Genomic DNA, 13459 nt, shown 5'->3' with positions numbered 1-13459 from the left:
GGCAGCCCCTTTAAGCCAGCGCTCGGTGGTGAAGTATAGCTTAAACTAATTCCATAGGGGAAACTTTTGTCGGCAGACCCGGCTTGTCAGGGGTATATTTGTGTTCTATGTCAAAACCTGATTCACTTATTCCAAACAATGATCAGCAGCGACTGATGGCGCTGGCTCCCTACCTAATTTTGGGCACAACGCCGGATGCCGTGTTTGATGAAGTGGTGCGCCTCACAGCCAAGCTGTTCAATACTCCTATTGCATTGGTTTCCTTGGTGGAAGAAGGTAGCGTGTGGTTTAAGGCTAATTTCGGTCTGGACGGCGCTGAGCGGGTTGCTCGCAATGAGAGTGTGTGTTCGGTAGCTATTCTGCAGGGTGAAACCACCATGTATGAAGACTTGCTGCTCGAGCCCTGCCACCTGACCGATCCGGGAGTAGCGGAGGCATTGCAGCTGCGTTTTTATGCCGGCCACCCATTGTTCACCGCTGATGGTCAGGCAATTGGTGCTCTATGCGTGATTGACCGTCAGCCGCGGGCACTTTCTTTCGCTGAGCAAACGCGTCTGCAAGCCTTGGCAGCGGTGGTAATGAAAATGCTGGATTTGCGGCTGGCCTTGAAGCAGCAGCCAGAAAATTCAAGCGCTACGTGGCTGCAGCTTTATCATCACTTAGACGAATCATTAGGACGCCTGAGCACCCTCGGTGAGCTGGCGCAGTGGGAAGAATCGCCTACAACACCCGCCGCCCTCGACTATCAGCGTTCCATTGAAGAAGAAGCCGCGCACGTGATTCAGGTATTGGACATGCAGGTTTCGGACGCATTAGCGACACTAAAAGGCACTGACGCATAGCGCAGCTCATAATCGTTCGGCTTGACTAAGACTAGCCTCTCTATGGGCAGCACAAGCTACAAACCCATCAAAAAAAGCCCCCAGAATATGTCTGGGGGCTTTTTTTGATGGGTTTGTGTAAAATGAGCTAAGACTTTTAGCGGCTAACGACTACCCCTGACTGATGGCCGGGCACGTTATTCCAGGCTTCTGCCAATACTTTATCCAGGCCGTAAATGTCGGGCAGCTGACGGAGCTTGTTGCCTTCAGCCTCGCAGGTTTGATAGCGTATTGTTAGGGGCACGGAGGCATAGAGACCGAAGTACCTGGTTTCGCCCTCGTTGAGGCTGTCGCTCATTTTCTCCACCCGACTGCTGCCTGCCTTGCCCGCGTCGCGCTCCACCAGAAAGCGGGCCAGCGCCCACGCATGCTGCACCCGAATGCAGCCGTGGCTCAGCGCGCGGGTATTGGCGTCAAACAACTCCCGATCAGGAGTATCGTGCAGGAATACTTCGTAGGGGTTCGGGAAGCGGAACACCACATTTCCCAGGGCATTGCGTGAAGAAGGCGCCTGCCTGATCTGATACGGAAACTCGCTGGACGTCACTACTTTCCAGTTCACCCGCGAAGCATTCACCCGTTCCCCGGCCCGATCATACAACCTCAGGTTGCGGGAGCTGAGGTAGCGAGGGTCACGCTTCAACCGTGGCAGAACCTCTTTGGTGGCAATGCTATGTGGCATACGCCATTCGGGCGCCGTCTGAAAAAAATTGACCGCGCTATACAGTTCCGGCGTGGGAGTAGCGGCTTTGCCCACCACCACCCGGTGGCTACGCACTACTTGCGGGCCGCGCACTACCTGCAAGCTGTAGGCAGGGATATTGACAACCAAATAGATAGAATCGGCGCGCGGCTCCCAACGTAGCCGCTCCAGGTTGAGAGCCACCGAAAGGCTCATTTTACGGGCCGCCACCGTATCCGACTCCAACAGGCGCTGCCACGTCCACAGCAGTCGCACGTAGCTCCGGCTGTTGGGCTGCGCCAGCAGCATATGTTGCTCAAAATTATTGCTTTGCAGCGCCTGATTAAGGTGAACGGCGACGTTGATGATATCGCTTTCCGTCACCCGCGAAGGCCGGATCGTGCTGTCCTGTATCCGACCGTGGCTCAGATGCTGGGAAAACCGGAGAAGCGCCGCCGTGAGGCGAGTTTCGACCTTCAGGCGCTGCTGAAGTTGGGCTGGAGCTGTCTGTAAGGAATCGAGCAGAAGCTGAAGGGAAGCAGTCTCATAGTCGGCGGCCTTGAGCCCGTACTGCTGAGCTTTTGACAACAGGTTAAGAGCCGTCTGCGCGTTCTCAGTCGGGCCAGCATCGGTGGTCCATACAGGCACAAAATCGACGAGCGTATAAAACAGCTGCACCTGCTCCTGGGTACTGGCTTTCGCAGATGACGCTTTGGTAGCGTAGAGCTGCCGGAGCTGAACGGCGACCTCCGTTGTGGTGTGGCCTCCTCCTGTTGACAGCTCAGCAGCAGCACTTACAGTATAGGCCTCTACAGCAATGCTTTTACACAGCAGTAGCAAAGCAACAGCATACCTGAAGCGTAGGCAAGGAAACATGATCAAGAGCGGTAAATAGTATTATCAATATTTAGATATTAAATATGATTCTGACTAAAGGTACCACTATAGCAGCCTCTACGCTGGCATTTTCTGTCAACGTCGCTTTTAGCTACATGAACACGGAAATTTGCGTTACCAACCAGCATTGGCGCTCCATAATCGGGCCCGCTACGGCTCAGCTTAAACCTGCGTTTATCAAGCTTTTACATGTATTCAATATACCAAACCGTGACCATGATTGAAAGAAGCACACAGGAATAATTCCGTGAAAAGGCTGAAGCATTAATATGCTGCTTATACTGCACTTTGGTACTTTTCTGATGACATACACTGGTAATAGAGCTTCCTTCCTTTAGTCACGCCCTAAAACTCCAGCAGTTGGGCGTTGTTATCCGATTGGAGCGGATCGGTTATCTTTTCCCAGGCCATCACAGTACAATCGCTGTTGAGATGAACGATTGGCTCCCGCGACTGGGCCAGCTGCTGAAATGCGGCTCGCTCACACTGGTTGTTGTTGGTCATCCGGAGCTTAATTACGCCCATCTGCCCATTGTAGCCCGCCGTTTGAAACAGCGGCACCAGCAGCGCCGCGGGCAGCCACAGGCGGCGGTCGGTGAGGCGCTGTGCGCCGGTGCTATACACAAGCCAGCAGATAGAGCAATAGCCCTTGCACAGCCGTTTTGAACAGCGCGCAAGCCAAATAAACGCTGCTAATAGGGTCGATGGAGCGCTGAAGCCACAGCGGAACCGATTTGAGGTAGCCAACCATAGCCGCATGAGCAAAATACCGGTTAGGACCCGCATACACTTCGTTTTTGGCAATTACGGCCCATCCAAACGGGTCTTGCAGCACTTGGCTATACCAGAAGCTAGGCAGCACAATGGGGGCCAGATCGCCCTCCAGCGGTATCTGTTAATTCTGAATGTAGGAGTACCCCAAATCGAATAGAACGAATAGGGCGCAGAGCCACACGACGTACCGTTTGTTCATGCAGAGGTGATAAGAACAGCGGCCAGGCGCTGGGAAAGTAGGCTACGAAAAACCTACCAGAATATAGACGCGCCAAAGGTAAGTAGCTATTGGAGCGTGCATCGTAGTTTGATTGAACAAAAAAGCCCCCAGATACGCGTCTGGGGGGCTTTTTTGTTTATCAGTTTCAAAACGCAGGCTGTGAATGTTCTCAGCCTGCGTTTTTACGCTTCTGGTTGCTTACCGTGCTAGTTCTGTAGAACTATCCGGGTAAACTTATTCTGCTTACCAGAAGTCAGGCGAACCATATAGATGCCCGCAGCCAAGCGGCCCTTCGTAAACTTGAAGGAGAAGTTTTCACCAGCGCGGCCGGTTCCTTCAGCTACTACACTCACCACGATTCCCTGCATGTTCATTACCTCCAGACGGTAGTTACCAGTCTGCGTCAGGGTGAAGTCTAGGTAGGTTTGCGAGCTGGTTGGGTTAGGAGTAGCCGTTAGCGTCAAAGCTTCTTCGGCCGCTACTTTCTCCTCGGCTACCAAACCCGCGTTAGAGGTCTGCTGGCATTCGCCAAGCGAGTCGCCGTGCTTCAAATGGTCTGATACGGCAGACGCACTAACACACACGGGCCGTCCGTTATGGCATACCAACACCTTATTGTTGCGGAGGAATACAAAGCCGCAGCGTACGTCAACAACCACAATCTTTTTGGTAACCGTGCGACTGCAACCCTCTTTATTCACGGCAGTTACAGTAAGCTCGTACGTACCAGGAGCTCTGGGAGTGAATACAGGATTGGCAACTGATATGTCGCTCAGGCCGGGTACAAATCCCCAGGTATACACAAACGTAGGATCACCGCTAGCTTGCAGCTGAATGCTCTGCGGACCATAGCCTAGGTAAATCGTGCTCTGACCTTCCTCAACGAAGGTACCGCCAATAGCAGTTGCCGTGATAACGGGAGCCGCGCAAGCATATATGGGGGGCAAATCGAAGGCTTCCACCTGGTCGAGGCGGCTGTTGGCCGCACCTTGGCTGGCGCTAAAGCCTACTCCTCTTTTGGCAAATGCTCTCCAGATAAGCTCTTGGTTGGCACCACCGTAGTTTGCTAAGTCGGCGGCCAGAATAGCATTCCGACCATCCACGAAACCAGGGGCACAGGGTTGCATTTTCAAGCCGTCAATTACCAATTGCATGGCCCTGTTGTTGCCACCAGTGCCCTTATACAAGTCGGGGTCGTAGCCGTACCGATCGATCATGTCCCAGGTCATATCCCACAGCGTAGTGGCCCACACAAACCCAATTCCGTGGGGCTGAGAAAGCGCTGTATTGTTGGTCCGGGCGTACGTGTAGTTGTTTACGGCGAAGTCTGTAGTGTAGGGAGCAGGACGAATGCCGTTGCCAGTAATAGGCTGGAGCGACGCATACGTACCGATTCCTCTTGTTGTGGTACGAGTGTCGCCTTCCTTCATCGTCATCATCAACGCAAACCAATCGCTCCAGCCCTCCCCGGCTTGCTCAGCCTGGCCACCTAGGCAGTTTACCAAGCGGCCGCCCGTTAGGCGGGTAGAGATGCCATGGCCGTACTCGTGCACGATGATACCATTGTCGAAATCACCGTCAACCTCAACGCCTGGCTGATTTTTCAAGCTCACTCTTACTTCCTCGCCCGCTGCTAGCCGCTCCCGGATAAGACCGCCCGCCACATCTGTTGTCATGAGTGAGGGAATCGTGATAGGAGCGGGTGCTCCTGCTCCGGCACCCATTGAAATCGGGTTGCCAGCGGCATTGTTGATTACTACTACAGCGATTGCACCAGCTACCTGAGCATTGTATACTTTCAGAATAAAGTCGCAGTTGCCACGGTACAGGACAGCAATGTTGCCCGCAATCTCGGCGGCGTTCGTCAAGGGTCCGCAAGCTTCATTAGGGTTTGTAGATGTCCCCCCGACACCGGTAGCCAGCACCAGCTTGCCAGTAACCGGCGTTGCATTGAGCCGTGGGCCAAAGGCGGCCTGTACAGCGGGATAGCTATTGGCAATGCTGGAAGGCGCAGTTATCCTGAACATATCCGCATCGGCACGACCCGCCCACAAATACATCTGCATGCGGGGCGCACTGGTGCCATTGTCTACCGGAGTCGAGAAGTTGGCATTGTTACGAGTGGTTACGCCAGCCGGAGGATTAGGAATGTTACGGCTATCCTGGGCCTCGGCTCGCACAAAGTCGCCCTGGGCACCGCCCCGGCCAAAGTTGTCAGCCTGGAAGTTGCCGCTGGCCTCATCGAAGCCATACTGGTACCATACGTCGTGGGTGACGTTGTTCCAATAAAACAGGTTCGTGATGGCCGCATCGCGGTACTCTACTGGCTCCTTAGTGAGATCAAGCGGATAATCAAAGTTCAGTTCAGGACCGCCATCAGGGCTGTAATTATTCAGGCTGTTATTGTTATTCGGGTCTTCGTAGGCATAGGCGTTGTTGCCACGGGTGGTAGTGAGCTTACCGTTGGGCGTATAATGCCAGCCTTGGGGCGAAGCGATTGGATCGGCGGCGGAAGTGCTCACCAATACCCGTGGGCCATGGTTAGGGCTCTCGACGGGAATAGGGAAAACGTTGTAAGAATTCGCGGCCGTCAGAGACGTGGTGGAATTAGTCGACTTTGGTTGAGCCACCTGACCGTAAGTAGACGTTCTGCTCAACGGCATGCCACCGGGTCCGTCGTTGTCGAACTCGCACTGGTGCACCATGTTGTCTTTGTCTAGGAACTCACCCGTGGCCGCGTCTACCCGCACGTTCCACCAGTTCTGCGCATCCAGCTCGTAGATGGACACTTCCCAAGCCAACCGCAGGCTACCATCCTCCATGGGCTGATACACCAGCTTAGCCGGAATCGACTCCAGCGAAATGCCCCCGATGAGAACAGCACCGCTTCGTTTTTGCCGCTGCCCTTCTGCAATACGGACAGGGATTGGCTAACCTTCAGATTCAGGTGCCGAGCTGCTGCGTTTACGGCAGCTGTAGCCGTCATCTTAGACTTCGCAGCCTTGAGTCTTCCGCCAACACCTTTCGCGAAACTACTGGCCAGATTGACGATCTTTTCGTCCTTACCCAGGCTCATGCTGGCAATAGCGTTATGAATCTCAATGCCCTCATACAGCTGTTGCAAATAGACGTGCCGGATGCCCGTCTTTGGCGAGACGGATTCGCTGCTGAGCTTCACGTCTGCAATGTCTTCATCCGTTAGCTTAAGCGCCTGCTTGTTTTTTTTCAGGTATTGAAGCGCTGCCTCAGGTACCAGTTTTTGCTCAGAACTTACTTGGTTCTGACTGAAGGCAGCAGGGCCTCCGAGCAGTAAGGCTCCTATCAATAAAGGCCGCGCTACAAAGTGTAAAAGTCTATTCATATCTATAGTGTGAGGTGAGTATGAAACACTTATCAAAGTATAGTTTTTTATATAGGCATTTTTATACAGAATTTTACTTACCATAATTATATACATTCAGGAAACCTAATAATTACATTCTAAATGTATTTTATAGCCTCCATTAGCCCTTTTGATAAGATATTTTACAAATCCACCTCAGCACCTATTTGATTAAATTTCACTTTGCGGAATGTGAAACATGTAATTTTACCATGGTTAACTTGCACCATAAAAAGCCCCCAGCAATGTGCTGAGGGGCTTTTTATTTCTGTTCTAAAAAAGAAGGTCATGAATTTTCATGACCTTCTTTGTATGCTACTTGATTATCAATGAGTTAGTCCTGCAGAATTACGCGAGTGAACTTGCTTTGCTTGCCCGAGGTCAAACGAACCATGTACACACCCGTTGCCAAGCGGCCTTTGCTGAACTCGTGCGAGATGCGTTGACCGGCTTCACCCTTTCCTTGGGCTACCACCGATACTACTGCACCCTGCATGTTCATCACCTCCAGGCGGTAAGCACCGCTTTCGGCCAGCGTAAAGGCCAGCGTGGTATTCGCACTAGTTGGGTTAGGCGAAGCCGTCAGGCCGTCGTTTGTAGCAAGTGCATCGCTGGCTTTAGCGCTGGCAACAGTTGCCTTCGCTTTTGGTGCGCAAGCACCCAGCGAGCCGCCAATACGGAGCTGAGTCTCAACCGCATCAGCACTGATGCAGATCTCCTTGCCTTGCTTCTGGCAAACCAGCACCTTATCGTTCTTGTTGCCGCAGCGCACATCAACTACTGTAATCGTAATTGAAGCATACTTGGTGCACTGATCCGCGTTGACGGCCTTCACGGTGAAGGTGTAGGTACCGGCAGCGGTAGGCGTGAAGATTGGGTTAGCAATGGTAGCATCGCTTAAGCCCTCAGCTGGAGTCCAAGTGTACTTGTTGGTTGCATCGCCGCTAGCTTGCAGCATTACAGTCTGCGGACCATAGCCCAAGTAAATCACTTTTGAATCGCCACCGGTGAATACATCCGAAGTAGGTATTGCCGCAACCGTAAGCGGAGTGGTGCACAGGTATGTTGCTGGCAAATCGAATGCCTGTACCTGATCGGTGCGGCTGGTGCTCAAGCCTTGCTTGGCGCTGAAACCCAGGCCACGCTTAGCGAAGGCTCTCCAGATAAGCTCCTGGTTGGCACCGCCGTAGTTGATGCGGTCAGCCAACAGAATAGCATCGCGACCATCCACGAAGCCTGGGTTGCATTTCTGCAGCTTCAAGCCGTCGATTACCAGCTGCATGGCCATATTGTTGCCGCCCGTGCCGTTGTACAGATCTTCGTTGTAGCCATACTTGGCAATCAGATCCCAGGTCATGTCCCACAGCATGGTAGACCACACAAAACCGATGCCGTGAGGCTGGCTGATGGCTGCCGTGTTGTTGGTAGCCGCGTAGGTGAAGTTGTTTACGCTAAAGTCAGTGCTGTAAGGAGCCGGACGAATGCCGCGGCCTGTAGTTGGCTGGCCCGAAGCATAGGTGCCAATACCTCTCACCTTAACACGCGTGTCGCCGGGCTTGATGGTCATCATCAGACCGAACCAGTCGCTCCAGCCTTCACCCATCTGCTCCGCATTCTGAAGGCAGTTGGCCACCGATGGACCACCGGTCAGACGGTTGGAGATACCGTGGCCGTATTCGTGAGCAATAATACCGTTGTCGAAGTCACCGTCAATTTCAGGACCCGAGCCATCATTCTTCAGCGTAACGGTTACCTCGGTGCCCGCATTCAGCGCGCTACGAATACCTGCTCCGTCAGCCTGCCCAATCATAACAGCTGGGATAACAATAGCTGGCTGCGCTACCGTGGGAGCACCACCCATTACGATAGGAGCACCAACAGCATTGTTGATTACGACTACAGCAATAGCACCGGCTTTCTGTGCATTCTGCACTTTATCAGCGAAGCCGCAGCTTCCACGATACACTACTGCAATGTTGCCACTGATTGCGGCCGCATTCGCAAAAGCCCCACATCCTTCCTCAGGCGTACCAGTCGGGGGAATAACGGGAGCTACAGCCAACACTAGTTTACCCGTAATGCGCGTGCTCGTCAAAGGTTTGCTGAACGCAGCCTCCACAGCCTGGTAAGCACCAGCGATGGATGATGGCGTATTTACACGGAACAACTCTCTGTCAGGAATACCGTTCCACAAGTACATCTGCATACGTGGCAGCGAGCCATCCACTGGCGTACCAAAGTTAGCGTTGTTACGCTGCGGGCCCTGGGCCGACGTAATACGGGCATCCTGCGCTTCAGCGCGCACGAAGTCGTTGCCTAAGCCACCTTTGCCGAAGTTATCAAACTGGAAGTTGCCGCTAACTTCATCAAAACCATACTGATACCACACATCGTGAATCAGGTTGTTCCAGTAGAACAGGTTGGTAGTAGCCGCGTCAACATAGGTTGCGGGCTGCTTGGTGAAATCAATCGGAAAGTCGAATTTCAGGCTCGGACCACCGTCAGGGCTGTAGTTATTAACAGTGAAGTTGTTGGCAATAGTAGGGAACGGATTCACACCATTAGGATCCTCGTAGGCATACACGTTGTTGCCCCGGGTAGTGGTCATGTTGCCCACCGGCGTATAATGCCAGCCTTTTGGTGAAGCCGTTTTATCGGCAGCGTCGGTGCTCACGAATACCCGTGGGCCGTGGCTTGGGCTCTCCGTTGTGAGCGGATAAACATTGTAGAAGTTAGCTGCGGGAGCCTCTGCCAGTGTCGTAGCAAAGTTGAACGGCTTAGCTGCTACAGCCTGCTTTTGAACATAGCTATCACTGATGTGTACGCCGTTGGGGCCGTCGTTGTCGAATTCGCAGTGCGTTACCAGGTTATCCTTTTCCAGAAATTCGCCGGTAGCGGCATCTACGCGGACAACCCACCAGTTCAGGCCATCCAGCTCATCTATCGTTACCTCCCAGGCTAGGCGTAGGCTACCATCCTCCATGGGCTGATACACCAGCTTAGCCGGAATCGACTCAAGCGAAATGCCCCCGTGGAGAATACTACCTCCTGGTCAGGGCCATCCTCTCTCGATTGGACGGAGAGAGGCTCCTTTATCGACGTATTCAGGTGCTTGGCAGCGGCGGCTACGGCAGCCTCAGCCGTCATGCTGGAGCCGCTTTCCTTTACCTTTTTGCCGGCATCCTTCACAAACTGATCACCTACATTCACTACCTCATTATTGGAGGTCATGCTGATGTTGGTAATAGCATTGTGAATCTCAATGCCCTTGTATTGCTGCTTCAGATAAATGTGCTTAACCCCGCTCTTCTTTGAGAAAGTCTCGCTGCTCAACGTGATATTGGCAATGTCCTCGTCAGAAAGCTGAAGCTTCTGCTTGTTCTTTTTCAGGTGCTCAAGAGCCGCTTGCGGAACAGCTTTTTTGCCCGCGTTTCCTTTTCCCTGACTGAAAGAAGTGTAACCTCCTGTTAGCATAATAGCCAGTAGCACCGGCTTCGCTAAGAATGGTAAGAGTTTCCTCATTTGTTATGGTTTTGGATGGTTTGTGTATTGTGTTCTGAAAGTAAGATTATTTATATACCATTTTGAATAAATTATTTCATTTGCCAATATTATGTACATTATTAAAGTTAATTAATACAATTTTAATCATGTATAATAACTCGTATCGCAGTTAAACTCCCAAAAAGTCATACTATTGCCAGTTACCCTGCTATTTTACTGTATGTAAATTCTGACGCCATCAGCTTGAACCAAACCAAGACGAAGACATACAAAAAAGCCCCCAGCACAATAGCTGGGGGGCTTTTTTAGAGGGTAAGGTCACTACCAGTCTCCTGGTAATGCAGATTTAACTATTTCAACCGTCCTAGATAGCTTCCACTGGTAGTTGGCGCAGCCAGGCCGCCGCCGCGTTTTCGTCATCAAAAAGCCGGTAGGTTAAGGCCGCCTCCCGCGCTTCGTTCATCATCTGACTGACGGAAAGCCGCGCGAATACATCATGCGGCAAGAGCACGGCCCCATAAATCTGGCTTCCCTCGCTGGTGCGCGCTATCCAAAAATCCAGAATCCAATTACGCTCGTCTTCGGTGTAAGGCGACATCAGGCGCTGATCGCCCAACAGCTTGTTCCAGCCCTGTCGGCGCAGCAGCTGGCCTGTGTGCGTCAGAAAGGCCTTCAAATGGTCGAGCTTGCGTGGGCCTTCATTATAAATGACGTACGCATAGCCATTGGGGTGCTCCATAACCCGACCAACCGGGTTTTCAAAATAGACGCGTAATACTGGAGTAGCGGTTAGCATGGCAACAACTCACGTTTGAACAGGATGGTGATCGGGCGGGATGATCACTTGCCCGAAAAACATCAATTTTCTGGCCTGAATCTATGGTCGAGGTTGCAAAAAACTAAAAAAAGCCCCCCAGACGGCTTTCCGGGGAGCTTTTTCAGGAAAATAAAAATGATTCAAAACGCTATATAGTCTGTGGCTAATCTCGCTTCGTCTTTAGCATTTGACGAAGTTGGGCTAATTCATCGCGGTACTTGGCGGCTTGCAGGAAGTCGAGGTCCTTGGCTGCGCCTTCCATTTGCTTCTCCGTTTTCTTGATGACTTTTTCCAGTTCATCACGCTTCATCAGAGCGATAATAGGCTCGGCGGCTAAGGTCAACGTATCGGTATCGGGGCCGGCATACGCGGCGGGCTCGATGCGGCGCATATCTGAGAGCGAGGTTTGACCCATAATCTCATCGTGCGACTTACGCACGGTGCGTGGCGTGATGCCGTGCTCCTCATTATAAGCCAGCTGCACGGCGCGGCGCCGATTGGTCTCGTCGATGGCGCGCTGCATGGAGCCCGTGATGCGGTCGGCGTACATAATCACCTTGCCTTTATCATTTCGGGCGGCGCGGCCCATGGTCTGAATCAGGCTGCGCTGGTCGCGCAGGAAGCCTTCCTTGTCGGCGTCCAGAATAGCGACCAAGCTAACTTCGGGCAAATCAAGACCTTCGCGCAGCAGGTTCACCCCAATCAGCACATCGATTACGCCCAGGCGCAGCTGCCGCAGAATCTCGACGCGGTCCAGGGTTTTCACATCCGAGTGCACGTAGCTTGACTTGATACCCAGGCGCTCCATGTACTTCTGCAATTCCTCAGCCATGCGCTTGGTAAGCGTTGTAACGAGGATGCGGTCACCCATTTTCACGCGGTTGTCTACCTCATCCAGCAAGTCGTCAATCTGGTTGGCACTGGGCCGGATATCGATTTCGGGGTCGAGCAGGCCCGTGGGGCGAATAATCTGCTCGATGATAACGCCGCCGCTGGTTTCCAACTCATAATCGGACGGCGTAGCCGACACGAAGACGACCTGCCGGTACATGCTCTCGAACTCGTTGAAGGTCAGGGGGCGGTTGTCCATGGCCGAGGGCAGACGGAATCCATACTCCACCAGGGCCGTTTTGCGGCTCCGGTCGCCGCCCCACATCGCCCGAATCTGAGGAATGGTGGCGTGGCTTTCGTCGATGACCATCAGATAGTCTTGAGGGAAATAATCGAGCAGGCAGAACGGGCGTGAGCCGGGAGTGCGGCCATCGAAGTAACGCGAGTAGTTCTCAATGCCGGAGCAGTAGCCCAGCTCCCGAATCATTTCCAGATCAAACTCCGTGCGCTCGGTGATGCGCTTGGCTTCCTGGTCGCGGCCCTCCTTCACGAAGTAGCTCTGCTGAGCCATCATATCAAACTGAATCTCCTTGATGGCTTGGTGCAGGGTGTCTTTGCCGGTCACGAAAAGGTTGGCCGGGTACAGCGTTACGCTTTGCTCGTCGGCCAGCTTCTTGCCGCTTTCCGGGTCGATACGGTGGATGGCCTCAATTTCGTCGCCGAAAAAGAAAAGCCGATAGGCAAAGTCGGCGTAAGCCGGGAAGATGTCCACGGTGTCGCCCTTCACCCGGAATGTGCCGCGCGTGAATTCCACTTCCGTCCGCGAGTACAGAATCTGCACAAACTGGTACAGCAGATTATTGCGCGAGTAGCGCAGGCCAGGCGCCATATAAATGACGTTTTTGCTGAACTCCTCGGGGTTGCCGATACCATAAATGCACGACACGGAAGCCACCACAATAACGTCGCGGCGCCCACTGAGCAGCGTGGAGGTGCAGTGCAGCCGCAGCTTCTCAATTTCCTCGTTGATGGCGAGGTCCTTTTCAATAAAAACGTCGGTGCTGGCAATGTAAGCCTCGGGCTGGTAGTAATCGTAGTAGCTGATGTAGTACTCGACGGCATTATTGGGGAAAAACGCCTTAAACTCGCCGTAAAGCTGGGCTGCCAGGGTTTTATTGTGACAGAGCACCAGCGTGGGCTTGCCGGTTTGGGCCACGACGTTGGCCACAGTAAAGGTTTTGCCGGTGCCCGTGGCTCCGAGCAGCACCAGCGCCGGCTCCCCGCTTTCTACGCCAGCCACCAGCTGGGCAATGGCTTTGGGCTGGTCGCCGGTGGGCTTGAACTCGGAAGTAAGTTGATATTCCATGCAGGGAAAGTAGCCAGAAATGATAGCCTATGATAACTCCGGAGCGCCAAGGTAGGTTTCCGCGAAACAAAAAAAGCCCAACTAAATCAGCTGGGCTTTTTTTAA

At 53.0% G+C, this 13459-nt stretch carries 10 protein-coding genes; 1 reads left to right on the top strand and 9 read right to left on the bottom strand.

The window, feature by feature from the left end:
- Positions 1-107 precede the first annotated feature (107 nt).
- On the top strand, positions 108-842 hold the full coding sequence (locus H9L05_RS10035) for a GAF domain-containing protein (RefSeq protein WP_187734033.1): 735 nt from the start codon (positions 108-110) through the stop codon (positions 840-842).
- 136 nt (positions 843-978) lie between these two features.
- Here the strand turns inward: H9L05_RS10035 and H9L05_RS10030 are convergent, their stop codons facing one another.
- From H9L05_RS10030 to uvrB, 9 genes are all read right to left on the bottom strand, one after another.
- On the bottom strand, positions 979-2403 hold the full coding sequence (locus H9L05_RS10030; RefSeq protein ID WP_187734032.1) for a L,D-transpeptidase scaffold domain-containing protein: 1425 nt from the start codon (positions 2401-2403) through the stop codon (positions 979-981).
- A 402-nt stretch (positions 2404-2805) separates the two neighbouring features.
- On the bottom strand, positions 2806-3084 hold the full coding sequence (locus H9L05_RS10025; protein ID WP_187734031.1) for a hypothetical protein: 279 nt from the start codon (positions 3082-3084) through the stop codon (positions 2806-2808).
- Positions 3077-3322: a hypothetical protein gene (locus tag H9L05_RS10020; protein ID WP_187734030.1), complete on the bottom strand. Its 246-nt coding sequence runs from the start codon at positions 3320-3322 to the stop codon at positions 3077-3079. The genes H9L05_RS10025 and H9L05_RS10020 overlap by 8 nt, the downstream gene beginning before the upstream one ends.
- A gap of 338 nt (positions 3323-3660) precedes the next feature.
- Positions 3661-6276, bottom strand: a complete 2616-nt coding sequence (locus tag H9L05_RS10015; protein WP_262892662.1) for a T9SS-dependent M36 family metallopeptidase — start codon at positions 6274-6276, stop codon at positions 3661-3663.
- On the bottom strand, positions 6195-6815 hold the full coding sequence (locus H9L05_RS23515) for a hypothetical protein (protein ID WP_223284859.1): 621 nt from the start codon (positions 6813-6815) through the stop codon (positions 6195-6197). Before H9L05_RS23515 ends, H9L05_RS10015 begins: the two co-directional genes overlap by 82 nt.
- A 355-nt stretch (positions 6816-7170) precedes the next feature.
- Positions 7171-9819, bottom strand: coding sequence for a T9SS-dependent M36 family metallopeptidase (locus H9L05_RS10010; RefSeq protein ID WP_262892661.1), 2649 nt, complete (start codon positions 9817-9819; stop codon positions 7171-7173).
- Positions 9795-10358 (bottom strand): hypothetical protein, encoded by a 564-nt coding sequence (locus H9L05_RS23510; RefSeq protein ID WP_223284858.1) that lies wholly within the window; start codon positions 10356-10358, stop codon positions 9795-9797. The genes H9L05_RS10010 and H9L05_RS23510 overlap by 25 nt, the downstream gene beginning before the upstream one ends.
- Positions 10359-10704: 346 nt before the next feature.
- The gene (locus tag H9L05_RS10005) at positions 10705-11136 is read right to left on the bottom strand and encodes a hypothetical protein (RefSeq protein ID WP_187734029.1); all 432 of its coding nucleotides are present in this window, start codon (positions 11134-11136) and stop codon (positions 10705-10707) included.
- Positions 11137-11320: 184 nt separating this feature from the next.
- Entirely contained in the window at positions 11321-13354 is a 2034-nt protein-coding gene (gene uvrB / locus H9L05_RS10000; RefSeq protein ID WP_187734028.1) for an excinuclease ABC subunit UvrB, read from the bottom strand.
- Positions 13355-13459: the final 105 nt, after the last annotated feature.

The organism is Hymenobacter qilianensis (genome assembly GCF_014489555.1).
Lineage (GTDB): Bacteria > Bacteroidota > Bacteroidia > Cytophagales > Hymenobacteraceae > Hymenobacter > Hymenobacter qilianensis.
This window is presented reverse-complemented; position numbering and strand designations above follow the sequence as displayed.

Bases quoted from the DNA above. Each gene is read 5' to 3' on its own strand.
- H9L05_RS10035 (WP_187734033.1), top strand. From the start codon at position 108: ATGTCAAAACCTGATTCACTTATTCCAAACAATGATCAGCAGCGACTG.
- H9L05_RS10015 (WP_262892662.1), bottom strand. From the start codon at position 6,276: ATGGAGGATGGTAGCCTGCGGTTGGCTTGGGAAGTGTCCATCTACGAG.
- H9L05_RS23515 (WP_223284859.1), bottom strand. From the start codon at position 6,815: ATGAATAGACTTTTACACTTTGTAGCGCGGCCTTTATTGATAGGAGCC.
- H9L05_RS10010 (WP_262892661.1), bottom strand. From the start codon at position 9,819: ATGGAGGATGGTAGCCTACGCCTAGCCTGGGAGGTAACGATAGATGAG.
- H9L05_RS23510 (WP_223284858.1), bottom strand. From the start codon at position 10,358: ATGAGGAAACTCTTACCATTCTTAGCGAAGCCGGTGCTACTGGCTATT.
- H9L05_RS10005 (WP_187734029.1), bottom strand. From the start codon at position 11,136: ATGCTAACCGCTACTCCAGTATTACGCGTCTATTTTGAAAACCCGGTT.
- uvrB (WP_187734028.1), bottom strand. From the start codon at position 13,354: ATGGAATATCAACTTACTTCCGAGTTCAAGCCCACCGGCGACCAGCCC.